This window comes from Bilophila sp. T19-St14, assembly GCF_059728385.1.
The window spans coordinates 257,515-282,846 of sequence record NZ_BAAGFT010000001.1; the positions used below are offsets into that span (position 1 = coordinate 257,515).

The 25,332-nt window shown below is 55.6% G+C and carries 19 protein-coding genes; 10 read left to right on the forward strand and 9 right to left on the reverse strand.

Annotation, left to right across the window (positions count from 1 at the left end):
• The 10 genes from AC6I1V_RS01085 (at position 1) to AC6I1V_RS01130 (ending at position 9,232) form a co-directional block, all read left to right on the forward strand.
• Entirely contained in the window at positions 1–1,461 is a 1,461-nt protein-coding gene (locus AC6I1V_RS01085) for an SLC13 family permease (protein WP_302552880.1), read from the forward strand.
• Between the two features lie 638 nt (positions 1,462–2,099).
• Positions 2,100–2,513 carry a hypothetical protein gene (locus AC6I1V_RS01090; protein ID WP_486854986.1) on the forward strand — a complete coding sequence of 138 codons (414 nt, stop codon included), beginning with the start codon at positions 2,100–2,102 and terminating at the stop codon, positions 2,511–2,513.
• Positions 2,514–2,863: 350 nt separating this feature from the next.
• Positions 2,864–3,373, forward strand: a complete 510-nt coding sequence (locus AC6I1V_RS01095; protein WP_302552878.1) for a TRAP transporter small permease — start codon at positions 2,864–2,866, stop codon at positions 3,371–3,373.
• A 3-nt stretch (positions 3,374–3,376) separates the two neighbouring features.
• A complete protein-coding gene (locus AC6I1V_RS01100; RefSeq protein WP_497736782.1) occupies positions 3,377–4,645 on the forward strand; it encodes a TRAP transporter large permease in 1,269 nt (422 codons plus the stop codon).
• Between the two features lie 235 nt (positions 4,646–4,880).
• Positions 4,881–5,249 carry an ApeI family dehydratase gene (locus tag AC6I1V_RS01105; RefSeq protein ID WP_486853683.1) on the forward strand — a complete coding sequence of 123 codons (369 nt, stop codon included), beginning with the start codon at positions 4,881–4,883 and terminating at the stop codon, positions 5,247–5,249.
• On the forward strand, positions 5,246–5,974 hold the full coding sequence (locus AC6I1V_RS01110) for an SDR family NAD(P)-dependent oxidoreductase (RefSeq protein WP_486853684.1): 729 nt from the start codon (positions 5,246–5,248) through the stop codon (positions 5,972–5,974). The genes AC6I1V_RS01105 and AC6I1V_RS01110 overlap by 4 nt, the downstream gene beginning before the upstream one ends.
• Positions 5,975–5,982: 8 nt before the next feature.
• Positions 5,983–6,369, forward strand: a complete 387-nt coding sequence (locus tag AC6I1V_RS01115) for an acyl carrier protein (protein WP_302552874.1) — start codon at positions 5,983–5,985, stop codon at positions 6,367–6,369.
• Positions 6,362–7,573, forward strand: a complete 1,212-nt coding sequence (locus AC6I1V_RS01120; RefSeq protein ID WP_486853685.1) for a beta-ketoacyl-[acyl-carrier-protein] synthase family protein — start codon at positions 6,362–6,364, stop codon at positions 7,571–7,573. Before AC6I1V_RS01115 ends, AC6I1V_RS01120 begins: the two co-directional genes overlap by 8 nt.
• Entirely contained in the window at positions 7,566–8,108 is a 543-nt protein-coding gene (locus AC6I1V_RS01125; protein ID WP_483971985.1) for a hypothetical protein, read from the forward strand. Before AC6I1V_RS01120 ends, AC6I1V_RS01125 begins: the two co-directional genes overlap by 8 nt.
• The gene (locus tag AC6I1V_RS01130; protein ID WP_486853686.1) at positions 8,060–9,232 is read left to right on the forward strand and encodes an aminotransferase class I/II-fold pyridoxal phosphate-dependent enzyme; all 1,173 of its coding nucleotides are present in this window, start codon (positions 8,060–8,062) and stop codon (positions 9,230–9,232) included. The genes AC6I1V_RS01125 and AC6I1V_RS01130 overlap by 49 nt, the downstream gene beginning before the upstream one ends.
• A gap of 965 nt (positions 9,233–10,197) precedes the next feature.
• Here AC6I1V_RS01130 and AC6I1V_RS01135 read toward each other — a convergent pair.
• From AC6I1V_RS01135 to AC6I1V_RS01175, 9 genes are all read right to left on the reverse strand, one after another.
• Entirely contained in the window at positions 10,198–10,845 is a 648-nt protein-coding gene (locus AC6I1V_RS01135; RefSeq protein ID WP_486853687.1) for an IbrB-like domain-containing protein, read from the reverse strand.
• Positions 10,835–11,260, reverse strand: a complete 426-nt coding sequence (locus AC6I1V_RS01140) for a GNAT family N-acetyltransferase (RefSeq protein ID WP_486850218.1) — start codon at positions 11,258–11,260, stop codon at positions 10,835–10,837. The genes AC6I1V_RS01135 and AC6I1V_RS01140 overlap by 11 nt, the downstream gene beginning before the upstream one ends.
• Positions 11,260–12,450, reverse strand: a complete 1,191-nt coding sequence (locus AC6I1V_RS01145) for a phosphoadenosine phosphosulfate reductase (RefSeq protein ID WP_486853688.1) — start codon at positions 12,448–12,450, stop codon at positions 11,260–11,262. The genes AC6I1V_RS01140 and AC6I1V_RS01145 overlap by 1 nt, the downstream gene beginning before the upstream one ends.
• On the reverse strand, positions 12,447–13,874 hold the full coding sequence (locus tag AC6I1V_RS01150; protein WP_486853689.1) for an SNF2-related protein: 1,428 nt from the start codon (positions 13,872–13,874) through the stop codon (positions 12,447–12,449). The genes AC6I1V_RS01145 and AC6I1V_RS01150 overlap by 4 nt, the downstream gene beginning before the upstream one ends.
• Positions 13,875–14,668: 794 nt before the next feature.
• A complete protein-coding gene (locus tag AC6I1V_RS01155; protein WP_497736785.1) occupies positions 14,669–18,076 on the reverse strand; it encodes a DUF499 family protein in 3,408 nt (1,135 codons plus the stop codon).
• 19 nt (positions 18,077–18,095) lie between these two features.
• Entirely contained in the window at positions 18,096–18,458 is a 363-nt protein-coding gene (locus AC6I1V_RS01160) for a hypothetical protein (RefSeq protein ID WP_483969743.1), read from the reverse strand.
• Positions 18,459–18,479: 21 nt separating this feature from the next.
• The gene (locus AC6I1V_RS01165; protein WP_497736786.1) at positions 18,480–21,242 is read right to left on the reverse strand and encodes a DUF1156 domain-containing protein; all 2,763 of its coding nucleotides are present in this window, start codon (positions 21,240–21,242) and stop codon (positions 18,480–18,482) included.
• 19 nt (positions 21,243–21,261) lie between these two features.
• Positions 21,262–21,678: a hypothetical protein gene (locus AC6I1V_RS01170; RefSeq protein ID WP_497736788.1), complete on the reverse strand. Its 417-nt coding sequence runs from the start codon at positions 21,676–21,678 to the stop codon at positions 21,262–21,264.
• A 10-nt stretch (positions 21,679–21,688) separates the two neighbouring features.
• The gene (locus AC6I1V_RS01175; RefSeq protein ID WP_497736789.1) at positions 21,689–25,213 is read right to left on the reverse strand and encodes a helicase-related protein; all 3,525 of its coding nucleotides are present in this window, start codon (positions 25,211–25,213) and stop codon (positions 21,689–21,691) included.
• Positions 25,214–25,332: the final 119 nt, after the last annotated feature.

Sequence of the window (25,332 nt, forward strand, 5' to 3'; positions counted from 1 at the left end):
ATGTCCGCGAATGCTCAGATGACGGCAAGAGGCGATGCCATGTATTATGTGCATTCTTTTCTTTGCCTGTTGATCATGTTCGGCTTTGGTCAACTGCCGCCTGTCGAGCCGTTGACGGCGCTCGGCATGCGGCTGATCGGGATTTTCCTCGGCCTGCTGTACGGCTGGATCTTTATCGACATCGTCTGGCCGAGCATGGCCGGATTGCTTGCGCTCATGCTGGTGGGCGGCATGAAGCCCGTAGCGCTGCTCAACCGCAGCTTCGGCGATCCCATTGTTGTGATGATGTTCTTCATCTTCGTGTTCTGTGCGACCATCAACCATTACGGCCTGTCGCGCTTCATCTCCTTGTGGTTCATCACCCGGAAGTTCGTTGCGGGCAGGCCGTGGGTATTCACCTTTACGTTTTTGGCCTCCATGTTCATCCTCGGCGGATTGACCAGCGCTTCGCCCGCCGCCATCATCGGCTGGAGCATCCTGTACGGGATCTGTGACGTGTGCGGCTACAAGAAGGGGGACGGCTATCCGACCATGATGGTGTTCGGCATCGTCTTCGCGTCGCAGGTGGGCATGTCCCTGATCCCCTTCAAGCAGGCCGCCCTCACCGTGTTCAGCGCCTACGAGACCATGTCCGGCGTGGGGATCGACTACGCCAAGTACATGCTCATCGCGGCCTGTTCCTGTGTGTTGTGCTCGCTCCTGTTCATTGCGCTCGGCAAGTACGTGTTCAAGCCGGACATGGAAAAGCTCAAGAAGCTGGACGCAAGCAAGCTGGACACCGACGGCGCGCTTGAATTGAGCAAGGTGCAGAAGCTCATCCTCTGTTTCCTCTTCGCGCTGGTCGCCCTGTTGCTGCTTCCGAATTTCCTGCCCGCCGACCTGTTCATTTCCAGGTTCCTGAAGTCCATCGGCAACACGGGGATCTGCGTGTTCCTCGTCACCGTGATGTGCTTCCTCAAGGTGGACGGCAAGCCTTTGCTGAAGTTCAAGGCCATGATCGATTCCGGCGTCGCATGGGGCATCATCCTGCTGCTCGCCGTGGTGCAGCCGCTTTCCGGGGCCATGGCCGCGCAGGAGAGCGGGATTACGAACTTCCTTATGATGATCGTCGAGCCGATTTTCGGCGGCAGTTCCCCGGTGGTGTTCGCGCTGTTCATCGGCTTTGTGGCCACCGTGCTCACGCAGGTCATGAACAACGGCGCCGTCGGCGTGGCCCTCATGCCCGTCATCTTCAGTTACTGTTCGAGCATGAAAGCGGCCCCCGAACTGCCCCTCATCATGGTCGTCATGGGCGTCCACCTTGCTTTCCTGACGCCCGCCGCCAGCGCCAGCGCCGCGCTCCTGCACGGCAATGAGTGGTCTGATTCGGGAAGCATCTGGAAGACGGCCCCCTTGATTATTTTGTTGTCGTGGATAGCGATTGCGGTTGTGACTATCCTGTTGGGCGAAGTGCTGTTCTAGGTTGTGTGATTATCTTGTATATAACTACTTGAAATTATTTAAAATAATCTTTTTATGGCTTGAAAGATAGTTTAATAATATCAGTAGATTATATCTGATTGACGACACGGCCTAGGCATGGCCCATCCAAGGCAATAAGGGACGCCGGGGAATTTTCCCCGGCGTTTTTTGCTGGAAGAAAGGATGTGGAGACAGGATTCTCCCTTTGTCGGCATTGTATCGGGATTGTTCAGAGGCCCTTGGTAAGGGCAGATGGAGGGGAGCACGCCTTTGGAAAGGGGGGATGGCGCATTGCCGCAGATGAGCGGCATTGGAGGAGCGGGGAAAAATACGTCATGGATGGCATTGGGTTGTTATTTGACGGAAAACGGAAAAGAAAGGCGTGCCGTAGGAAACGGCAGATGCCTTATTTTTTGAAGTTCCAAAGGAATGATCAATAAAGTGTCTCAGCTATGGGGCCAGCCAACGGAAAACTGAAGGAAAAGGCTGTATTTTTGCTATACTGTGGAGATGAAACAGCCGCATCCCATAGCAGGGCCAAAAGAAAAAAGGAAAGAAAGCGTTCTTAAAATCACAATTATATTGACAGAAAAAACAGTAGGCTATAGATTGGATTCAAATCAAAGGGAAAAGTTCGTATGCAGAATCAGGTATGGCGATACGTGCGCTTTTTTATCTTCGGGTGCGGGGGCATCTTGCTGTTGCTGATGCTTTTGTACGGCCCGTGGATGATTCAGGCGAAGCAGATCACCATTCCCGACATCAGCATAGCGAACTTCATGATCCGTGATACGTCCAGTTTCTTCTCCATGCATCAGGAAGCCGCAGAACAGCTCATTGGAGAAAGCAAGGCCGTCCTGTCCGCAACGGAGGCCGCCCCCAACAAGCTGCCGAATATGCGGCTTGTCATTTTTCTTCTGCTTCTCTTCCCTTTGTGTACGAAGGTTCTGCGGACGCGTTTTTCCGAGTCCCTCCTCGTACCCCACCTCTCGGACATCAGGGGGATGCTGCCCCTTCCTCTCGCTCCCCCGTCCGGCTTGCCCCTTTCCTGATCCGTCTTTGTCTCCCGCGCTTCGGCAATTGAAGGAGCGGGCCCGATCCGAAAGGATTGCGGCGGGTATCCTGCGGCATTTTCTCCTCCATGCCATCTTTCGTCATGGCAGGGCAGGGATGCTTGCTGGGAATCCCGGATTGCGCCTTGGGTCTTCTCCCGTACCTTTCTTTTAGGTTGTGTCGTTATTTAATACCTAATTATTTGAAGTTATTAAAATAATCTTTTTGTAATTTGAAAAAAATAGTTTAATAATTTCAATAGATTATACTTAATTGACGATACGGCTTAGTGTTCCGAAGACGGTGCCTTCCCACATTCTTCAAACGGAATCCGTTTATTGGAGAAGTCATGTCAGGAATATTGCGCTGGCTCGATGATTGGGCTGAAGAGTTTGTCGTTTCCGTCATGTTGGCTCTGCTCGTCCTGCTGCTCGGCATGGAAGTGTTCTCGCGCTTCCTTCTCGGCAAATCGTTCTCGTGGATGGAGGAGCTGTGCCGCTATCTGTTCGTGTGGTCGTCCTATATCGGCGTCGCCATCGCCGTGAAGCACAAGGAACAACTGCGCATCCTCATGTTCATGGACGTGTTGAAGAAGCGCTTCCCGCAATTGGTCAGGGTCCTGTACGTCGTTTCCGAGCTCATATTCACCGTATTCTGCGCCTTGGTCTTCTACTACAGCCTTGGCATGCTTGAGAATATGGTCAGGTTCAAGCAGGTTTCCGCCGCCCTTGAGATCAACGTCATGTATGCGTATCTCATCATTCCGATCAGCATGGCCCTCACCATCTTTCGGACGCTTCAGGGTTTGTGCCGCGATATTCGGAACAACACGCTTGAGTTTGAAAGCCGGGAGGACTAACCCATGCTGCTCGTCATATCCTTCGTCGTCTTCATGCTGCTTGGCTTGCCCCTGTTTGGGGTAATCGGTCTGGCCTCCATCATTTCAATGATCGGGATGCCGTTCCCGATGGAGTTCATCCCCCAGAACCTGTACACCGGCATGGACCAGTTCCCGCTCATCGCCACCATCGGTTTCGTGATGGCGGGGTTCCTCATGGAGCCAGCCGGGATCACCGGCGAAATCATTGAAGTCGCCAAGAAGGCGGTGGGCAACATCCGCGGCGGCCTCGCGATGGTGACCATCCTCGCCTGCATGATCTTCGCGGCGCTCAGCGGATCCGGCCCCGCCACCACGGCCGCCATCGGCAGCATCATGATTCCCGGCATGATCGCCGCCGGATACCGCAAGGACGACGCGGCCGCCGTCTCCGCCACGGGCGGGACGCTCGGCATCCTGATCCCGCCGAGCAACCCGATGATCATTTACGGCGTCGTGGCGAATACGTCCATCGCCGGGCTGTTCATGGCGGGCTTCATCCCCGGTTTCGTGCTGACGAGCCTCATGTGCATCACCGCGTACTGCATCGCCAAGAAGCGCGGCTATCAGGGCACGAACGAGAAGTTCTCCATTGCAGGCTTGGGTAAGGCCATCTGGGACGGCAAGTGGGCGCTGGCGACCCCGGCGATCATCCTCGGCGGCATCTACTGGGGCGTGTTCACTCCCACCGAAGCCGCCGAAGTGGGCGTTCTCTGGACGCTGTTCGTCGGCCTGTTCGTTTACCGTAAGCTGACATGGAGGAACATTTCCTCGGCGCTTATCCGCACCTCGGCCTTTGCCGGTTCCGCCACCATCCTTGTTGGCGTCTCAATGGCCTTCTCGCGGCTCCTGACTCTGTACCACATCCCCCAGACCGTGGGCGCGTTCCTCGCCTCCATCTCCACCGACCCGACGATCACCCTGCTGCTCATCGCGTTCTTCATCTTCCTGTGCGGCTTCGTGGCGGATACGCTGGCGATGGTCGTGGTGCTCGCGCCGGTGTTCCTGCCCATCACGAACGCCCTCGGCATCCATCCGATCCAGCTCGGCATCCTGTTTGTGGTGTGCTGCGAAACCGGGTTCCTGACGCCTCCCTTTGGCGCGAACCTGTTTATTACCATGAAGATCACGGACGTGAAGCTCGAAGAGGTCGCTTTGAAGGCGTTCCCCTATCTGCTGGCGATGTGGCTGCTCATCATCGTTGTCGCGGCTTGCCCGGACTTCGTCATGTTCCTGCCACGGCTCTTGATGTAATCAAGCCTGCGGCGATGCCCGCCTGATATGGGCAGATGCCGTATGGCAAATGAAAGTGCGGATCGGATGTTTCCGGTTCGCACTTTTTGGTGGATAATGTTTATGGGGGCTTGATCGTTTGCCCAAGCGTTGGCGGCATGGGGCAAGTTAGGCTGGATAGGAACACCTATACCGGATTTTTGGGGGCTGCGGGGGACGGATTGCTTTTTCGGATTGGTATGGGTACACAAAAAGCATGGAAAATGAAAAGGCTATCCCCGGCGGGCGGGTGGATGGCTCCGGAAACCGCGAGGTGCGGGGCACATGGCGGTTTTCTGGGGAACACCCCTTGTTTGCTGAACATTTCCCCGGTGCCCCAAGGGTTCCGGGAACGCTCGTCATTGAGGCTATGCGGACCGGTGCGGAAGCCCTCTTTCCCGGCTGGCGTGTTCTGGGCGTGAAGCGGTTCCGCTTCCGTCATTTCATTGAGCCGGGGGAGTATGATTACGCATTCACCCCCCAGCCCGATGCGGCGGCGATCCGGTGCGTCTTGCTGTCCGGTGGACGCCGTATGGCTGAGGGGACGCTCCTTGTTGCGGCGGATCCCGTGCGGGGGGAGGCATGAAACTGCTTTTCAAAGGGCCGGTCATCATTACGGGGGGAAGCAGCCAGCTCGGCATGGTGTTGGCCCGTGCCCTCAGGGAGGAGGGCGCGGAAACGCTTTCCGTCTGCCGTTCGTCCGAAGGGATCGCGCGTTGCGGGGAAGCGGGGCTTTGTTGCCTTCCGCTCGGCGAACCGGAAAGCCTGCCGGAACGGTGCCGGGGGCTGCTCGGCGAACCGCCCGCCCATCTGGTTGACCTGATGCATTCGCGTTTTGAAAGCCTGATTGCCGGGGCCGCGCCGGAAGCGATCATGGAATGGGCCGCCGTGGATATCGGCCTGCGTGCCCGCCTTGTCCGCGCGGTGGGGCGCTCCATGCTGGCCCGCCGGTTCGGGCGCTGCGTGTTTGTTTCATCCAGCGCCGCCGAGTGCCCGGCTGAGGGGCAGGGGTATTATGCGTCCGCCAAGCTGGCTGGCGAAGCCCTGTACAGGAGCCTTGCCGTGGAGCTGTCTGGAAGGGGGATCACCGCCTGTTCCTTGCGCCTGAGCTGGCTGGATGCCGGGCGGGGTGCGGCATTTCTGGAGCACAGGAGGGAGGGCGCAGAAAAACGGATGCCTATCGGTCGGCTGGTCCGCATGGATGAGGCCGTTGAAACCGTGTCGTTTTTGCTTTCAGCTTCGGCCTCCTCGGTCAATGGTACGGTAGTGACGCTGGATGGCGGGCTTTCGGCGACGAAAACCACATTTTGAGGATAGTAATGGATTACTCGGAAATAACGGATAAGGTATGCGGCATTGTTGCCGACATTTTTGAACGCGACCCCCGGACGCTCTCCGGCGCAACCCGGCTCATGACGGATTTGCCTTGTGAGTCCATCGACTTGTTGGAGATCGGCGCACGGCTGGGCCAGACGTTCCACATCCTTGTTGATGACGATGTGGTGTTCCTGCGTTCCCTGCGTTACCACGTAGCGCATGGCGGCGAACCGGAAGCGGTTATCCGCCGTGAATATCCCTACCTTTCCCCGGAACGCGTGAAGGCGCTTGCCCTCGGTTTGTCCAACCCGGATGCCGTCCCGCAGCTCTGCCTTGATGACATTGCGGCGTACGTCCGTGCGGCGCTGCCTTCGCAGGAAGATGAATAGGGTCGTCATCACCGGCATAGGCTGCTGTACCAGCCTCGGATGGGAGCAGGGCGGCATTGCGCGGGCGTTTGCCGGCGGATGCCCGGCGTTCGCCCCAAGCGAAGCCCTGCCGGGGTATTCCTCCTGCCCCGTTTCCGATTTGGGGGATGATGCGGCGTATTCCCGTTTTTCGGCATGGCGTCATCGCCGCTATCTGAACCGGGGTGCGGCGTTTGCCGTCTTGTCCGGCCTTCGGGCGGCGGCTTCGGCGGGATTTGATCCGCACATGCCTCCACAGACCTGCCTGATAGGGGCATCCGGCCCCATGCTGGATTTCGATCGGGAAAACGGGCTTCCTCCGGCGGATTCCGAGGCGCTCGACGCCCTATGGCTCTTGCGTTGGCTGCCTAATACCGCAAACTCCGCGTTGGCGCGTTTTCTCAATATCCACGGGGAGGGCCTCGTGATCGGGACGGCGTGCACGTCCGCGTTGCAGGCCATAGGGGAGGGCTTCCGGCGCGTGTGGTACGGCCTTTCGGAAACCGTCCTTTGCTCGTCCGGGGATTCCCGCCTTTCCCGCGGCGGGATGCTTGGGTATGCCAAAGCCCATGCGCTCAGCCGGAACCCCGTGCCGTCGGAAGCGTCCCGCCCCTTTGACGAGGCCCGTGACGGTTTTGTCCCCGGCGAGGGTGGGGCCGCCTTCGTGCTTGAATCCTTGGAGTCGGCGCGGGCGCGTGGGGCGGCGGTGTTTGCGGAGATTCTCGGCTTTGGGGTTTCTCTGGACGGAGGGGCGCTCACCGCGCCCGACGAATCGGCCCGCTTTGCGGAGCAGGCGGTACGGGGGGCGCTTGCCGATGCGGGCCTTGAGCCCCATGCCGTCGATTGGGTTTCCGCACACGGTACGGGGACTCCCCTCAATGACCGGAGTGAGGCCGTATTATTGGAGAGGGTTTTTGCGCAGGCGGGGGCGCGCCCCGCCATAACCGCCCTCAAGTCATGGATCGGGCATGGTTCCGCCGCCTGTGGAGGGATGGAGCTGGCCTTGATGCTCGTTGCATGGCGATCCGGGCAGTTGCCGCCCATTCGGAACCTGCGCGAACCTTGTTCCGGGCTGTTGGATTTTGCCGCAGCAACGCGCCCGTTTCCCGGCCCGGTGGGGGTCTTGGAGAATTTTGGATTCGGCGGGCAAAACGCGGCCTTGGTAGTGCGGTGCGGCGATGAATGATGCCCTTCCCGAAAACGTGCCCCGGCCTTTTGTCCTGCTGGACGCGGTGGGCGCGGCAGAACCGGATCACCTCATCGCGTGGCGCCGTTTTGAATCGGCCCCCATGTGGCAAGGGCTGGAGGCCGCGGCACAGGCCGCCGCCCTGCATCAGCGGTTCCTTGCGGGATTTTCGTGCCATGCCTTTCTGTTGTCGGTGGATGAATGCCGATTCCCCACAGATGCCCTCAATGGCTTGACGGCATTCCGTGCGGTTTTGCTGGGGCAGTCCTTACGGGCGGCAACGTATCGGGTGGATGTTTGTCCGGCATGTCCCCACCCGTTGCCGGAGGCCGGGAATACGGCGAAAACGGGGAAAGGCCCTTTGGGGATGGAATGCGGGAAAGGGGCTGTTCCGGCATGGTCGGTTTCCCTCGGCATCGGGCTGGCGCCTTATGACGATACCTTTAGAAGGGATATGTTGGAACCTCGATATAGGCGGCTTTTTCAATGGCTGACACAAAACGCACCCTCCGCGAATGTCTCGATGAAAGGCTGAAGGAAGGCCGGGCCAGAGGGCTTGAACGGCGGCCGCCTTTGCTGGATATGGCGGGCGAAGGCCCTGTCGTGCACATGGGGGGCCGGGCTTTTTTGAACTTTACGCTCAACGACGGGCTGGGGCTGGCCTCATCTGCGGAATGGCGCGCTGAGGTCGGGGAGTGTTTCGCGGCGTTCCCGCCGTCGGCTTCGGCGTCACGTCTGGCCGGCGGGCGGAGCCGGATCACCGAAGAAGCGGAGCAGGCGGCTGCGGCGTATTTCGGGTTTGACGAATGCCTGTTCCTGCCGAGCGGCTATCAGGGCAACCTCGCTTGCGCTATGGCGTTGATCCATGCGGGGCAGCCCGTCTTTGTGGATCGCCGGGTACATGCCAGCATAGCGCGGGGGCTCCTGTTGGGGAAAGCCGATGTACGGACGTATGCCCATGCGGATTATGGGCATCTGGAACGGCGGCTTGCTTCCGCCCCTCCCGCAGCGGTACAGCCGCTGGTGATGACGGAGTCCTTGTTCAGTATGGACGGCACGGAGCTCGACCTGTCCCGTATGGCTGAACTCCGCAGCAAGTACGGTTTTTTCCTGATGGTGGACGAGGCCCATGCTGTGGGCGCGCTCGGCCCCGGAGGGCGCGGGCTGTGCGCCGGGGTGCCGGGTACGGCGGACATCGTTCTGGGGACATTCGGCAAGTCGCTGGGGTTGTTCGGTTCGTTCCTGCTGCTTCCCAAGGGGTTCGCCGCTTTTTTTGAAAGCCTTTCCTCGGCGGTCATGCATTCCACAGCCATGCCTCCGGCCCATGCTGCGGCTGTTTTGAAGCTGTTGGAACGCTTGCCGCTGCTTGAAGCCGAACGCGCCCGGCTTCGGGACAACGCCGTGTTTTTTCGCGCCCGCCTGTCCGAGCTTGGGATCCCTACACGCGGCACCGCCCATATTGTTGCGGTACCTACAGGCAGGGAAGCAAGGACAATCCACCTTGGGGAACAGTTGGCGGAAAGGGGCGTGCTGGCACTGGCGGCCCGCTATCCTACGGTTCCCCACGGCGACGGCTTGCTCCGGTTTGGGCTCACCGCCTTGCATACGCAAGGCATGTTGGAGCGGACGGCCCGCATCCTTGCGGACTTGTGGGAGTAAGCGTTGGGATTGGCCGTTGATGTCCCCGGATCCGTTCCGAAGTGAAGGACAGCCGCCTATTGCCGCATGATGCCGCCATAGGCGGGGTTCCCGATAAAACAAGGTGGTACGGATACTCCTGACGAAATGCCGGCAAGCGGATTGCCGACAGGAGGAGAGGGGCTTGGCTTATTGGAAAGGCCGTCTTTTTTCAACAGGTTCACACAACAGCCGATACGTTTGCGGCTTTGGCCGCATGTTTTGCCTGTGCAAAACACGCAATGGCTCAACATAATCCCGCTTTTGCGCCGCAAGGGACGCCTATTGTGGGAAGTTTCCGGGATTCGGGCAGGGCGCTCCTCACCATGCCAAAAGAATTTTTTTGGCGCTGCCCCGTTCTTTTCCACAGGGCTCTGTTATAGTATGTGGTTGTTTCATCTCCACAGTGCGGTGAAAATACGGCCTTTTTATCCGGTTTTCCCCTTGGCGGGAGCCACGGATAAGGCATTTTTCCGGTTATCCCTTTGGAATTTCAAAGAAAAAAGCATCAACCATTTTTTATAACACAGCCTTCCACAGCGTGTAAACGAAAGGCTATGCCATAGGAAACGGCTGATGTTTTATTTCTTGAAATTCCAAAGGAATAGCCAATAAAATGGCCCAACTATGGAGCCCATAGATGGAAAAGCTGGAGAAAACGCCAGTATTTTTCTCCATACTGTGGAGATAAAAAGCTATATACCCTGACAGGGCCAAACGGAATCGTGGCCCTTATTTGCCTACGTACCGATGCCGTGTTTCCAAAGGGCAAATCGGTATGCGGAAGTCCTAACCATCGCAGGCTGCGGAACCGGCAAGAGGCACGCCGCCTTCCCTTGAGCGGACGGCCTGTACCGGGCATACCTTTTCAAACAGGAAGAAGGCGATTCGGTTGTCATGTTGCGTTCGGCGCGGACAGCCTGACGGGACAACGTCCTTGCGGGCTTTTATTCCTGCCTTTTTGCCGTGCTCTGGCGGGGCATATCCCATGCCTGCGAAAATTCCCGGTCGGCGAAGGCTTCGGCAAGCCCTTGCATCTGCTTCAGCCGCAACACTTCATCCGGGTCCATGCCGAGTTCCTTGCCTATTTTTTCATTTGTCCAACTGTGCTTGCGGAGCAACGTCACGAGCCTTGCCGTAAGCTCCACCTGATGCGTCCCTCGCGCCATATTATGCCTGACGGTGGAGGTGATGCGATCTTCAATGCTTTTGTCGAGCCTGACCACGGGCAAATACCCGCCGAGGCTTTTCCGTATCTGTGCGTCCATCTTGGCTACCTGCCGCCGATGAAAACCGTCCACCACGACATGCCCCTTGCCGTCTTGGGCCACCACAACGGGCATGGTGAAGCCGTCCTTGCGGATTGACAGCTTGAGCAGCCGCATTTCGGGAGGGGCGACTTTGTTCGGGTTATAGTCGTTCCCCCGGACGTCATCCACCGGGACAAGCTGCGGACATGCCACCGGGTGCGGAATATCAAGATAGGCCGCAGCTAAGGCGACGATGCGATTGTATACGGCAACGCGCCTGTCCAGATTGCCCTTTTCTGTCTTGAGGGCATTCTCCAGTTCAGCCAGAAGTCCATCAATCTCCACGCTCAAATTCCTTTTTAAAGCGCACGAAACGTCCGATTTTTCGGACGGGGGCGAAGCCGTACCGCAGGTACAGCTCTTTCCTCGTCCAGAAATCCGTGGTTGTCAGATGCGTTGCACCGTTTTCCCGGGCCCTTTCAAGGCAACGTTCCAAGACCGGAACGTCCGCCCCTTCTTCCAGTGCGTATAAGTGGAGGATATTGGCCCCCTCCTTCCCCAAGCGGATCGATCCGAAGGCCGTTACCCGCTTTGCTTTCCCTTCCTCCGTCGTGATGAACCAGAGGCGTCCCGGCTCGGAACTGATAACGCCCCCCAGTTTTTCCCGGATGGACGAACTTGCCGCGTACTCCCCCAACAGCCCGAACAGCTCCCGGTTCCTTGCCGGATCATTTTCATGTTTGAATTCCAGCAGTTCCATCATAGCTCCATGTACTTCATGATGAGCTGCGCCTGACGCTCCATATCGCGCTTCGTCTGGCCAAAGCTCAATCCCTTGCACCAGTAATCGTTTTTTAACAATGTCTTGCAGATACGCCTCCAGCTTGGGGCTTTGCGGCAGGATTCCAGCTTGGGTTCGGCCTCCTGCGGGATTTCTTCAAAGCCGTGCTTCGCCCACCACTTCAGGAAGGTATTGATTTTCTCCCTGTAGTGCTCCGCCGTGGGGGGAGGCATGGTGTCGAGCAGAAACTCGGCATAACTCCTCCATGTGTGCCCTTGGGGAAGGCGGATGCGGATATTGCCGAACACGTTTCCTGAAAGCTCAACGTAACGGTTGCCGAAATTGGCCCCCTGCACGCGCCCAACCACCTTAGACCATGTTTCCGGTTCCAGCATCTTGAACAGCCAGAGCCCCTTGCGCTGATCGTCGCCATATGGCTGGCAGAGGCGCATCTGGTGGATGCCCACCCCGGCCATGTGCATGAGGTCGTAAATTTTGTTGTAGTCCCAGCCCTGCCTGCCCGTGGCCGTCCATACGTCTTCCGTTTTCCAGTCATAGATCGGATAGATGTTGACGACGCCCGAAGGGGTCACCGTGCTCCAGCTTTTTCCGTTCCATCGGCGCTTGGTCGTGGAGGCGATGGTTCGGAAGCGGTTTAGAGACTCATCGCACCGGATGGCTACGATCGAGGCACAGGAACGCCCCTCCGCGAAATGCTCCGCAAACTGCGGCACGAATTCCTCGAATTCCATCCCCCGCCTGAACCATGGAAAATAGGCCTCGTCCGCAATGACGCCCGGATGGGCGGGGAGCTCGCGGACCCACAAATCCTTTGCATCGGGATCCCAGCACAACCAGTGCGACTGAATCTGCGATACGGAATTCCTCAGGTGGATGGGCAGGCATACCCAGTGCGGACGGACATCGGGCCTAGTCATGATGCGGGTGACGAAGGCATCGGTATGCGCATACCACGCTTCCAGATCGATATGCAGCACATCAAGCGGCAGGCGGCCTTTTTCACGGGCGATATCCAAGGCGAGCTGGACGACGACGCCGGAATCCTTTCCACCGGAAAAAGAAACATATACCCGCTCGAAAGCGTCAAAGGCCTCCTCCAGGCGCAGGCGCGCCGCAGAGAACACGTCCATGTCAAGCCAATGCCTCATACCGCCTGCTCCACCAGTTTCCTTATGGCGTTCTTGTTGCCATTCAGCCTCCTGACCTCCTTTTTCAGCTCCTCAAGCGCGTCGGCCTTTCGGCTAAGCGCAGAACGGATGCGTTCGTCAAACCGGCTTTCGCCTTGAAGCGTAATGTAGTGTACGCTGCTTTTCTGGCCTATCCGGTGACACCTGTCTTCAGCCTGAAGCCTGAGCGCATACCGCCAGTTTTCGGAGTAGAAGAAGACCCGATGTGACTCCGTCAGCGTCAGCCCGTACCCTCCGGTTCCCTGCGTCGCTATGAGCACCCCGCCCCTCTTTTTCCAGAGATCGATCTTCGTCGTTCTCACCGCCGCCGGAACCTTGCCGTGAACCGTATAGACGGGCATCTTGGGGAATACTTTGGGAAAGTCCTCATCCAGTGCGGCGATCGATTCGAGGTGGTTCACCCAAATAATCACATGGCTGGTTTTGAGCTTCTTGAGTTCGGAGAACAGGGCATCCATCCTCTGGTTCCTCAGCCGTTTCGCCCCCAGAAAGCCGGAAGGCAGAATGCCGCAGGAAACGGAGTGCAGCCCGCTGAATAAACGGAAAATCGCCGTACCGAGATCGGATGTCCCATAGCTGTCCAGATCGTCTAGGAAGCGGCTCTTCACCGCCTGATAGAGCATCGTTTGCTCTTCGGAAAAACGGCACAGAATACGGCGGTACATTTTGGGAGGCAGCTTCAGGCAGTCTTCCTTGCTGACCTGATAGACATAGGGGGCTATGATCCGGCAGACCTCGCCGAGGCTCATGGTTTCGGCGGAAAAAGCCCGCTTGGGGGCTAAGACGGCAAGGGCGCCCTGAAAGGCACGCCTAGAGGTATAGCCTAGAATCAACGGGGAAAGAAATTCCATCTGCGTATACAGGTCTTCGATTCCCTGCTGGATCGGCGTCCCGGTGAGAATGAGCCGATAGGGAGTCCGGGCGCCGAACTTGATAAGCCGCCGTGTCCGCTTCGCCCGGTGCCCTTTGATATAGGTCGACTCGTCAACCACAAGGAACGTTTCACCATCGATCAGCTTGTCAAGAAGATAAACCACGCGGGGCGAACTGCTGAGGCTTTCCAGCCCGACAATATGCCACCCTGTCTGCGGCATGTTTTTTTCTCGCGTCCGGGGGCCTATCATGTGGATGTCCGCATCGATACAGGAAGTGTGCCGCAGGATTTCCCTTTTGGTTTCCTCCATAAGGGATACGGGGCAGCACCAGACACATTTTGCGATGCGCTTTCTGCGAAGCCAAACAAGCTCAAGGGCCGTGCGCGTCTTGCCCGTCCCCATATCCATGAACAAGGCCCCGACCCTGAGCCGCGAGAGCTTTTCTATCGCCGCCCGCTGATGAGCATAGGCAGTCGTTGTCAGTTTCCAGTCAGCGTTCAAACGGATCATCGAAGTCATCCCCATTCATGAAACTATAACGGTTATTATAACACCGATGGATGAGTGTCAAAAGCGGAGCTTATGGCTCTGGGGGGCGACTGGGGCGTTTCTCGTGATGCGCTAGGGAAGCTGGGCCGGAGGTAAGGCTCCTGAACTCCCTGAGGACACTTAGCCTGTCCACGTGCACGGCCTCATTCGGCTTGCCTTGGCTTGAGGCAAGCCTTCTCTGTTTTTTCCGAATGAAGGTGCCCTGAGCATAGTGGGGATGAGCAGCGAGATTAGCCGTTGCCCGTACTTCGCCAGGTACGAACGAGGGCAGAAACGGCTTGGGGCATCCACGGATACAGATCGTGGTGATGAGACTTGTATACGGTCTTACTACGGCCTTACAATTGTCGCTCCGCCACGGGGAGAGGAATTGTAAGAGAATGGAGCTAAGGAAAGACGCCTTAAGGGAGATGGTGACGGAGTGCCTGAAAGGAGAAGCAGCTTGAGGGCGGGTAGGGGGAATGTAAGGGCAGAATATTTATATAACAAAAACGCACCACATTACCTCGAAAAATCGATGTACTGTGATGCGCCTTCAGTTTTCTGTTGGCGTCCCCAAGCGGATAAATTTTAAATTATAACATACTAAAATTAAAAATATTTTTATATATACAAAAAGATAATACCTACAAAAGTACCTCAAAAATTAAAATAGTTCAAAAAACTTCTAGGGACGCCGTTGGACGCTGAAAAGCATTAGCTTGATTACAACAATTCACAATAAGGCCAAGAAGGTAATTATTTCAAAAGCAAAGCTACTCTTCTTCCTCAAAGCCAAACTCCTTGATTTTCAATGTCCGACAATTCTCGGATACTGCCCGTATTGTCTCTTGTGAGAAGCCTTTTGAGGCACCAGCTTCCACTTCAAGCCGCAGACTCAACGTAACCCCATTGTCTGCTGTGAGCTGAGAAATAACTTCTTCAAGGATACGCTGTACGTCTCGATTAACGCGGGTATCGTCCAAGGGTGCGGAGAGGAAAAATCGCATACTTTTGGGCGTAGACAGGGGCGATGGAGAGGTGGAGGGCTCTGTGCCCGTCCGCTCCGTAGTCAAAGGTGTCCCGCCTTCCCGTTGCACGGAAGAATGAGGATTCGAAACTCCCGCATCAGTAACAAATCCAGAAGGTGATGGATTACTCTGCATATGTTTCAGTTCGAGCTGCTTCTTTGCAGCACTTTTACGCACTATGAAGCCATTGCGATCTATAGATGCCTTTTGAGCATATTTTAAATCTATAAACCGCCCTTCACTTACGCCAGCTGCATAGGCAAAGTAATCTTCCCCCTGCACACCTTCCTGGATGGTCTTTTCAAGTACGCTGTAATCGGAAAGACGCGGCAGATAGCAGTAGGTACAGAGATACTCCCATAATTTTTTTATTTGCAGGCTATCTGCATTTTTCCAAAGTAGGCTGTCCAACTCCATCAGCAGAAGCGCAGGAGCCCACCTATCAATTACCGTCTCATTCTCCAACAGCTTTTTGCCAGCCCGGCTTATAATTCCCTCTGAGCCACCGCTGAGCCTTATTTTTTCCCAATCCAGAGTTTTCATGTCAGAGCGAGCAATAGCCGGAGTCAGAAGCCAGCACCATGTTTCACTCAATCGTAGATCAACAGTCTCATTACTGCGTTTGAGGCTGTTTTCCGTCTCTCTGTTTTGTGCAGCATCAAGGTTTAAGTCCTGACTGTCATTTTTAATGGACTGCCACGCCAGATAGCGACGGGTTTCTTGTTCCAATGCCGACATGGATGTTTGGTCAGGAGCAAGAAAAACCAGCATATTGCGGAAAATTCGCGGAGAATTCCCCCGACTTTCCCAAATTTTTTCAGCAACGTCCAAGGCTGCGCATCCATGAGATGAAGTCGTCACTGTCTCGCCGGGGCTGAGGATCACCAACCGGACAGTCTGGTCGTCTGGTACGTCCAGTGAGGAAGCAGGGCAAATATGTATGCCTTTAAATGGAGATTCCAGCCGCAATTTTTTCATGCGGCGTTCTATCTCATATTCCACTTCAGAAGCCGAGAACTGTGTCGCACGATCCTCTACCGTCTTTCGTAGCGTCGGTCGGGTATCATACCAAAACCGATCCCCTGAAGGATTCGTGTACAGGTAAGCAAGGCTGTTTTGCAGAGAACCGAGCGCATCATTGAACACGGCAATCTGTTCGCCTGGCTGCACCACACCGAGACGTATGCGTGAGGCTTCTATGCCGCGTACGTTTTGTTGCCTCACTGTAGGGGCGCTACCCAGCATGATGGTTCTGGCTACTCGCCTTGAGGCCAGAACTTTGCCGTAACGAAGAACATTTTTATCTTGCTGCCAGGGAACGGAACGCTTACCGTCCACTTCCCTGTCCACAAGGCTGTTCCAACCTTCCGGCAGATGGCGCGTCAGCTCGTCGCGCACAGCTGACACGTCCAGCGGCAGGGAACCGGGCATGATTAACAGCCCCGCGTCGCTGCCCATCCACAATTCATGAATGACGGCGGCCATCAGGCGCAGCACTCCGCGTGTGCGCTGAAAACGCTCCAGCGTGGCCCAGTCTTCATACAGTCGGTCAAATACTTCCGGGTGTATGGGATAACAGGCCAGCAGACGGTTCCTGTACTCCACTTCTCTGACTTCCAGAGGAAAATCTGTTGGATTTTCCCGATACAGAGCGCTGAAATGACTGCACACCATTTCGCGTGCGGAAGGATTTTTGCAATCCAGAAAAAGCCTGCGACGTACCACTTCAAAACCTTCACTGGCAGCCACGGGCTTCCAGATGGCTTCCATGCGGCCAAAAGTGTGTTCAATGGCTTCAAGTGCGGTTTTACCTGCTTCCCCGCCTACCTCGATATCCGATTCCGGGATGGAAGCCACCACCAGGCTGCTTTTACTGGCCCGCGCGGCTTCGGTTATTTCTTGTATAAAAGAAATGAAATTGTCGAAACTTCCTGCCGGAAGTCCGTTTACGCCATAGATTCGTTTGGCATAGGCCACGAGCTCATCCATGAGAATAAGGCAGGAGCCACATGCATCGAACAAACGTTTCAAGGCTTCAGAGCCTGGAGAGACCCTTTTTTTATCCGCTTCCTTAACGATATCGTAAAGTCTGGGACTCCCTGCTGAAAGAGCGAGTTGCGCGGCCATTTCGCCCCACAGGGTATTGATAGTAACGCCGGGAAGATTCTGCGGCCTTCGACTGCGACTGGGGTCCAGCGCCGTTCCTACAAGCACGGCTACGTGTACGGCGGGCAGGTGTCCTACGCCCGCTTCTTCAAGCACTGGGCGGACTGTGGGGATTTTTTCCAGCGGGGCCTTGCCGCGCAGCAAGTGATACAACGCCAGCATACTGTGTGTTTTGCCGCCGCCGAAGGCCGTTTTCAGCTGAATAACCGGCTCGCCGTCTTTGCCGGTCACACGTCTCACAGACTGCACCAGCAGGCCCTTCATGCCCTCCGTCACATAGGTGCGGGCAAAAAACTCTACGGGATCACGATATTCAAAGGAACCTTCGCCACGTGCCACCTGCGCAAGGTCTGCCGCAAATTCAGCGTTACGATAGCGCCCCTGAGCCACATCGGGGTGAGGCTCCATCACATCACGCCAGCAGGGAAGTCCAGCAGGGGAAACTCTCAGCATTCCGGCATTGCCGTTGCTACCCGCAGTCTGCTGTGCAGTCTGACCAGACGAGACAGAATACATGGAACCAGCCGATGATCCATATCGGGCAACGCGCAACAGCGTCCGAATCTCTTCCGCAGCTTTGGCGTCCAACTGCTCACACAGGCGGGACATGGTATCAAGCGCGCGCCAGGTATCGTCGTCGTTGAAATCTTCATTCCCCATATGTGCCCAGCGGTTGCGTACGCCCACGAGTTCCTTGGCCCATGTACGGCAATCCATGGGGAGCTTTTTGCGGAAAATCTCATTCCAATGCAGATCAAGCAAAAGCAGACAAAGATAGATGTCCAGCGAAGCCGTAAGTGTTTCATCGTCTCCATTCCGGGGAAGGTTGCGCTTCTGCTCGTCGTACAGTCTGTCGAGAACCCCCGTATTCCACCAGACTGATCCAAATACACCGCGCAGTTCGCGGGCAATATACGGGGAAAGAACCTGTAAAAGGAACTGAAATCCTTGTGTTATGCGAGTATGATTAGTATTTGATGCAGACATGGTATTCCAGGTTTTATATCTAAAAGTTAGGATCAATGCAGATGACTACTAATCCAAGCTCCCATTCCTGACAGGGGCTTTCATATGCACAAACATAACCGTGTGTTTCTTTCCCTTCTTTTTTTACAGTACATTCAATTTTGTATTGAGGATTCCTTTTCATAATATAAGCTACTGTTTCAGATAAGGCTGAATAGCTGTCAACAGCTACATAATGTTTATCGCCTTTTCTGCCATATCTTACGCCTCCTCCATATGGAACTTTTGGAGTACCGCTGGACTCATAAAATTTACCAAGGAAAATAATTTCCGTAGTGTTTTCCTTTTCTCCAAAGTGAATTCCATTATAGACTTTAGGCAAAATAATTGTTGTATTCAACATAGGCATCCTCTTGAGAGTCACTTACAGCGTCCCCTGCACCATGTGTACGTTCTTCATCTCCAAAGTCTTGCTCTGGATTTCCGGCCAAGCGACCACCAGCGCATTGTAGGCATAAGCTTCCTGCGTCCAGCCTTTCTGCTCTGCGAGAGTGTACAGACGGTAGGCCAAAGATTTTGCCCTGTCCGGCCCGGAACCATAGATGCGGGCTACGATCTTCGCACAAGCGCTGACGCCGCCTTCCTGCATGGCGAAGACGAGCTGCTGGGTGAGCAACCAGAGCGTTTTTTCGCTGTCAGCATTCGGGGCGGGCAAATTCTGCCGGTCCTGCAAATGGACAATCCCCTTTTGGGCAAACACCAGCCCCCTATCGGCCAGTCTGGCAACAGAGGTATTTTTGGCGCGTGCCAGCACGTCTGCCACTCCGAACTTTATGTCGTTGAAGGCACACTGGGCATAGAGACCAAGACAGAATCTGGAATCTTCATCCAGGTCTCCGTCCTGCTCCTTCAAATAAGCGTCCAGTTCGGCATTAATGATTTGCAAGGCACTGCGCACCGTCATGGCCGAACCATCGGCCTCCATCACCTTGGCATAGCGGGAATACACGCTCATACCCGGCCCGATGGCGGCCTGCGCCATATCCACCGGGGCGATGTTGCTGTTTTGCAGATTCTTCAGGGCTGTGCGGAGTTCGCGTTTGAGCTCTGCTATAAAGGAACGTCGTGAACAGGAAGCGCTCTCTTCCGGCCGTTTGCGGCAGACCAGCACAATAGAAGATGCCAGTGCGTTGGTATTGCTCGCCACAGAGCGATTGGCCATTTCCGTTCTCATTGGCCATGTGCCTGTAATGGCAAAGCCTGCTTTAATAATGGCGGAAAGCATGGTCTCCCAGCCGGTGGAAGCCTGCGCGGCATTGTCGCCTTCGTCGCTTTCGCTCTGCTTGTAGGCGTAATAAATGGTAACGGGCACGTCTTCTCGCGCATAGCGGTAGAACTGACGGCAGGCCTGAACCATGCCGCCCTCAAAAAAATCTCGAGCCTTCTCCCTGCTCCCCTCAAAGCGATAAGGCGTAGCCACCAGCTCTTCCGCCTTGGGCACCAGCATAGTGCGGAAAAGACGAGGATATGTACTTTTCAGTGACTGCCGCATCCAGATATAGAAATAATCGGCAAGGTCGGCATAGCCGATATTATCATAATACGGCGGGTCGGAAGAAATAACGAGGTTTCGCAGACCGCAGTCCGTCTGCGCATCTTGCTGAATGGCCGTTCCTGTTATAGTCGCCGGAAATTCCAACAGACTTTTGAAGACCCATTCCAGCATATTGTCAAAACAACCAGAAGAACTACTGAAAGGATTTGCTTCAGCGTAATCCCAAGTCATGGGAATAGCCTGACGGGCAAAAGTATTCCGCAATCCATCTCGTGTCGCATCCCAGCTACAAATTGTCGAGCCTCTATCCGCCAACTTATCTACGATAAACGCCAAATACACTCCCACGGCCTGGCCGTAGGCTGTTGCGCCGCATCCGCCTTCATCCAGCCCCTTGCCGTCGTCTTGCATACCTGAGTCAAGGGCATCCTGTGTGGCTTTTGCCTGCGCTTCGGCCACCAGATCGCTGAAGGTGGTCAGGGCCGTAAGCTGGCGGGGAGTGAAAAGGTCGGCAAATGTACGTAGTCCGTAATTGGGAGTCTTGAAATCCCGAGGATTTTTGGGAAGGAGCGCATCAGGGGATTCTTCAGGCCCTATTATCGCAGCTACATTCTCCTGTATACTATTCGGCGACAGATAAATTCTCCCGTTTTTTCCTTCCGCCACCACAGCCATCATCTGGGCTGACATGCCCCCAGCCTTGCCCTGCTCCCGGATATAGCTGAAAGGTACGGCAGTACCACAGCACGGGCACACAGCCCCTTGGCGGTTAACGGTTCCTTCTATTTTCGGCTTACCTTTAAGATGCACGACATACGTTACCTTCCCGTCTTCAAATTGCGGCTCTACCCACGCTTCCTTCCCCTTCTTCTTCGACAGCACAAAAGAACTGGCCAGCGGCATTTCACAGCCGCAGGCCGGGTTCGGGCACTTTACGGTTCTGGCCCATTTCCAGGCGATAACGGTAGCCTCGCCGCCGCCCTGTTCTGCCGGAACCTGCACTTTGGGGTAAAGGTGACCGATACGGCGGAAGGCTTCCTGCTTCATCCATTCGCCGTAATAACGCACGTCTTCGGCAAGCCCCTTAGCTCCGCTCCACGAACGGTCACTACCCAGCTTAGTTCGGGCATCGGGATTCACCGGAGATTGCCCGGCAAAACGCGGGGGAATCTCTATCATGGCCTTGTTGATCATCACGGCCACGGGGTTCAGGTCGTGTGCGTGCGCTTCCAGCCCCAGACGCTGGGCTTCCAATGGAATAGAACCGCCGCCTGCAAAGGGGTCAAGGAAGATCAGCGGCTCTTCGCCCATATATTTTCTGATTTCGGCTCGTGCTTCGTTCAGGATATTCTCGTCGTTGGAGTTTTCCCACTTTACAAGCTTCGCCAGCAGGGTATGCAGCCTTTGCCGTTCCATAACCTGCGCATCTTCCGTAGGGAAAAGTTCCGGGTGCGACGACGGGTCATCCACCAATGAAGCCCAGAGCACTGCGCGCGCCGTTGCCGTAGGCTTACGCGACCACCACAAGTGCAGGGTGGAAGGATGCCCGTGACGGATGGATTTTTCTCGCGCGGATTCGGCGTTGATGGCGTCCAGCGGAAGCGCGACTTCAATAAGTTTTTTTACAGGCATACTTCATACTCCTCCAACATTAAAATCCACGAAAATCATGAAGCATATCTGATAGTTGCTCATTTTTCTTTATAAAATCCAATAAATACTCTTTAGTTATATAAAATTGCTTATTTTGCTTATCTTTAGTCGCTAAAATCTGTTCATTTTTATATGTACATTGAAATGAATGTACAATTCTATTCCTCATTTCACATATTTTTTTAAATTGATCGTAAATTTTATTATTTGAATCTTTAGATATTATATTTCTTATTTTCTCTTGTAATGGCATACAATTTTTATCCATAAGTTTATACCAAGACTCATTATTATCACACATCAATATATTTTCTATTATAAATGCATTGTTAGAGTTAAATACACATATAGCTGTTCCCAAAATCTCTCTGTATTCTTTAGAAGGCAGCGACTGTCGCGTATAACTTTCATACATGTCCGCATCCTTATGACAGCATTGCATGGTTTTCATAAATCTGTTCTGCGCGTTCCATCAGCGCTGCCATATTGAAGGTGGCGCTTTCCACGGAAAAATCCGGGGGATTCACAAAAGGATGTTTCAGATAGACGGTATGCGTGTGCGGACCATCCACATCCACAAGGGCGAGGATGAACTGTTCCGGCAGATTGAGCGCAGTGAGTATTTCGTTGCGGGAAACGGTGACGGTATCGGCCCCGACCGCCCGTCCCTTTACTTCAATAAGACGCAGGCCTGGCAGACCGTTGCCAACATCCGGCACGTAGGACTCGATGTCATAACCGCATTTTTCCGCACTGACGTCACGAGGCAGATGGCCTTGGGCCTTCTCCGCTTCCATGACCGCACGCATAGCGGCAAGCTCCACTACTCTCCGGGGGGCAGCATCGATACAGATGGTTGGCACAGGAGCGTTCGTCAGTCGAGCCAGCAGTCCGGCGGGGATGACCAGCGCGCCGCCGATGACCACGGGCGGCTGAGCCGAAATCAGGCGTTCTGCCGCTAATTCGTCCGTACGCTGCTTCAGGCGGGCGGCCAGTTCTTCGGCGCGGCGGGCGGCCTTGTGGGAGTTCAGGTTGTTGCTGATCTTCCCAGCCTGTTCTTGTTGTTTCAGCTCTCCGGCGCGGTAGTCCCAGTAGCGAATCTCGGCGGTAAGACGTTCGCGCACGGCCTTTTCCGTCTTGTCAATCATGATTTCGCGGCGTTCGCGCACGTCTTTCAGATGTTTGGGGATAAGATGGCCCAAGGCATAGCCAATGGCCGCATCTTCTACGCCGCGCGTCAGCCATGGCTGCTTGCGGGCGTGAGCAAGAACGGCGTCCACTTCTTCAAGCGCTGCGGGGCGATAGTCGAGGTACGGCGCATAGCCTGCGCTTGTGGCCGTACCGTGTTCGTCCATTTCCACAAAATGGATATTGCGCGAGATGACGCGGCGGCTACCATCGGGCTGAGCCGTGCCGTCCTGAATGGTGTGTTCGATGTAGAAAAGCAGGCGTATGGTCTCGCCAGGATCGCTGTCGTCGATAAGGACGGCTCCGCGTTTAAGCAGCTCGACAGAGCGTTCGCGGATGATGTCGATCACAGCTTCAAGCAAAGGATGCCCAGGGCAGATGAGCGCGGCAGGTACAGAGCCGGGCAGATTGCGATAGGCCTTGTCGAAGCAGATGCGCTCGTAGCGGTTGAGCACCGGTTCGATATGACCTATCTGCCGGTCTCGATTGCGGATGGCGAAGGGAACGGAGAGTATCTCCCAACGGCCTTTCTCGCGGGCCGACATACGGCCGCCCAGTTCGCGGAACGCTTCTTTAAAGAATGCCTCGATGAAATACGGCTGGAGGCGGCGGGCCTCCATGCGCTCCATTTCCTCGCGGATGACGTTGACCGTGCGGATGTTCATCACGTCTTCGGTAAGGGCGCGTTCCTTCAGCAACTGAAGCAGTGCTTGCGGGTCGAAGGCAATATCCATGTCGTGATTGAGTCGGGCCTGAACGTCGGGGTCACTGCCGTGGCGCACGGCTTCGATAAGCAGTTCGCGTAGGGGACGGTTGTTGAACGAGACTTTACCGAGAATGTCGAAGACCTTGCCGCCCAGTGCCTCTTTTTCCTGCTCCAGCTTTTCAAAAAGCCGCTGGAACACCGCGCCTTCGCGTGTTTCAGAAGCCACGAGGTTCCAAAGCCAGCAGGTTTTCGTCTGGCCGATACGGTGGATACGGCCGAAACGTTGTTCAAGGCGGTTGGGGTTCCACGGCAGGTCGTAGTTCACCATGAGATGGGCGCGCTGAAGATTGAGGCCTTCGCCCGCAGCGTCCGTAGCGATGAGAATGCGGACTTCCTTATCTTGCTTGAAGCGCTCTTCCACCTTGCGGCGTTCGTCGCGCATCATTCCACCGTAGATGACTACCACGGCGTCGTCATTGCCGAGCAGGGATCGTATCTTGTCCGTGAGGTAGCGGAGCGTGTCGCGGTGTTCGGTAAAAATGATCAGCTTTTCGCGGAACCCCTCTGCGTCGAACATGCCTTTTTCGTCTTGCAGCAGACTGGAAAGCTCTTCCCATTTACGGTCTCTGCCGCTGGTGCGGACGGCGTTGGCCTTGGCTTCCAACGTTTTGAGCATGGCAATTTCCGCTTCCAGCTCCGTGATGGTAGTCGCGGCACTGGCCTTGTCAGCTACGCGTTCTTCGGCGTCTTCCAGCTCGGCGGAAGTCAGGTCGTCATCGTCGAATTCGTCCGTAAGGTTCAGGTTACGCAGTTCGTTCCAGTCGCGGGCACGCTGGCCGAGCCGTTCTTCGCTGAGACGGTTTTCCAGTCTTTCGCGGCGGCGGTGCAGAGATTGATAGATGGCCTCGGGAGAAGACGCGAGACGCCGTTGGAGCACGGTGAGCGCGAAGCCCACGGTGGTGCGGCGTTCGTTGTTCAGATTGTCGGCGCGATTGAATTCGTTCTGAACGTAGGCGGTCACAGCCTCGTAGAGTTCGGCCTCTTCGGGGGAAAGGCTGTAGTTCACCGTGACGGCGTGGCGCTCAGGGAAGAGGGGCGAACCGTCGAACTTGAGCAATTCTTCTTTGACAAGGCGGCGCATGACATCGGAGATGTCGATAGTCTGCGAGCCGGTACGGGCCACGCCGCCGAAGCGATCCTGATCCACCAGCGAGAGGAAGAGCTGAAAATCTTCTTCCTTGCCGTTGTGCGGGGTTGCCGTAAGCAGAAGCATATGCCGCGTGATGCCGGAAAGCAGGCGGCCAAGCTGGAAGCGGCGCGTCATTTTGACTTCGCCGCCCCAGACCGTGGCTGACATTTTATGGGCTTCGTCGCAGACGATAAGATCCCAATCCGTAGCCTTCAGTTTTTCCTGAATGGCTTCGTTACGGGCCAGTTTGTCGAGCCGGGCGATGGCCAGCGGCGTTTCGTTAAAGGCGTTGCCCGTAACGGCGGATTCAAAACGGTCATTGGTGAGGATCTCGAAGCGCAGATGGAATTTCTGGAAAAGTTCGTCCTGCCACTGTTCCGCAAGACTGCCGGGGCTAACGATAAGACAGCGCCTGAGGTCGCCGCGTGCAAGGAGTTCCTTGACAAAGAGGCCGGTCATGATGGTTTTGCCCGCGCCTGGGTCGTCCGCAAGAACGTAACGCAGGGGCAGTCGGCCCAGCATTTCCTGATAAACGGCGGAAATCTGATGCGGAAGAGGCTCCACATCTGATGTATGGACGGCGAGATACGGGTCGAAGAGATGGGCGTAGTGTATACGCCATGCTTCCGAAGCGAGGCGGAGCTTTGCTCCGTCGGCGTCAAAACTCCACGGCAGGGAGGCGTCCTGAAGCGCTAGTTGCCCTTCATCTTCACGATAGAGGATACGATTGCCAAGATCGCCCCGGCTGTTTTTGTAGGTAAGATTCAGAACGGCGTTGCCGTACCACTGGACTGCCACAATGGTGACTGCCTCATGTGGATCAATGCCAAGAACAAGACTTCCGCTTGTAATATCTTCGAGTCGCACCACTTCCTGCCACCCCGGAGGAGGTGGCGGTTAAGTGTACTTGGCCGCCAAGGAAACTTCTGCTGTCTGTGACAGTCCAATAACGTTGACTAAGCTGTTTTTACCGTCTAAAAAAGAGT

What these genes read in the sequence shown, in the direction of transcription:
- AC6I1V_RS01125 (WP_483971985.1), top strand. Translation starts at nt 7,566, where the DNA reads ATGAATGATGCCCTTCCCGAAAACGTGCCCCGGCCTTTTGTCCTGCTG.
- AC6I1V_RS01145 (WP_486853688.1), bottom strand. Translation starts at nt 12,450, where the DNA reads ATGAGGCATTGGCTTGACATGGACGTGTTCTCTGCGGCGCGCCTGCGC.
- AC6I1V_RS01165 (WP_497736786.1), bottom strand. Translation starts at nt 21,242, where the DNA reads ATGCCTGTAAAAAAACTTATTGAAGTCGCGCTTCCGCTGGACGCCATC.
- AC6I1V_RS01110 (WP_486853684.1), top strand. Translation starts at nt 5,246, where the DNA reads ATGAAACTGCTTTTCAAAGGGCCGGTCATCATTACGGGGGGAAGCAGC.
- AC6I1V_RS01115 (WP_302552874.1), top strand. Translation starts at nt 5,983, where the DNA reads ATGGATTACTCGGAAATAACGGATAAGGTATGCGGCATTGTTGCCGAC.
- AC6I1V_RS01120 (WP_486853685.1), top strand. Translation starts at nt 6,362, where the DNA reads ATGAATAGGGTCGTCATCACCGGCATAGGCTGCTGTACCAGCCTCGGA.
- AC6I1V_RS01150 (WP_486853689.1), bottom strand. Translation starts at nt 13,874, where the DNA reads ATGATCCGTTTGAACGCTGACTGGAAACTGACAACGACTGCCTATGCT.
- AC6I1V_RS01095 (WP_302552878.1), top strand. Translation starts at nt 2,864, where the DNA reads ATGTCAGGAATATTGCGCTGGCTCGATGATTGGGCTGAAGAGTTTGTC.
- AC6I1V_RS01090 (WP_486854986.1), top strand. Translation starts at nt 2,100, where the DNA reads ATGCAGAATCAGGTATGGCGATACGTGCGCTTTTTTATCTTCGGGTGC.
- AC6I1V_RS01100 (WP_497736782.1), top strand. Translation starts at nt 3,377, where the DNA reads ATGCTGCTCGTCATATCCTTCGTCGTCTTCATGCTGCTTGGCTTGCCC.
- AC6I1V_RS01105 (WP_486853683.1), top strand. Translation starts at nt 4,881, where the DNA reads ATGGAAAATGAAAAGGCTATCCCCGGCGGGCGGGTGGATGGCTCCGGA.
- AC6I1V_RS01160 (WP_483969743.1), bottom strand. Translation starts at nt 18,458, where the DNA reads ATGTTGAATACAACAATTATTTTGCCTAAAGTCTATAATGGAATTCAC.
- AC6I1V_RS01170 (WP_497736788.1), bottom strand. Translation starts at nt 21,678, where the DNA reads ATGTATGAAAGTTATACGCGACAGTCGCTGCCTTCTAAAGAATACAGA.
- AC6I1V_RS01130 (WP_486853686.1), top strand. Translation starts at nt 8,060, where the DNA reads ATGGCTGACACAAAACGCACCCTCCGCGAATGTCTCGATGAAAGGCTG.
- AC6I1V_RS01085 (WP_302552880.1), top strand. Translation starts at nt 1, where the DNA reads ATGTCCGCGAATGCTCAGATGACGGCAAGAGGCGATGCCATGTATTAT.
- AC6I1V_RS01140 (WP_486850218.1), bottom strand. Translation starts at nt 11,260, where the DNA reads ATGGAACTGCTGGAATTCAAACATGAAAATGATCCGGCAAGGAACCGG.
- AC6I1V_RS01155 (WP_497736785.1), bottom strand. Translation starts at nt 18,076, where the DNA reads ATGTCTGCATCAAATACTAATCATACTCGCATAACACAAGGATTTCAG.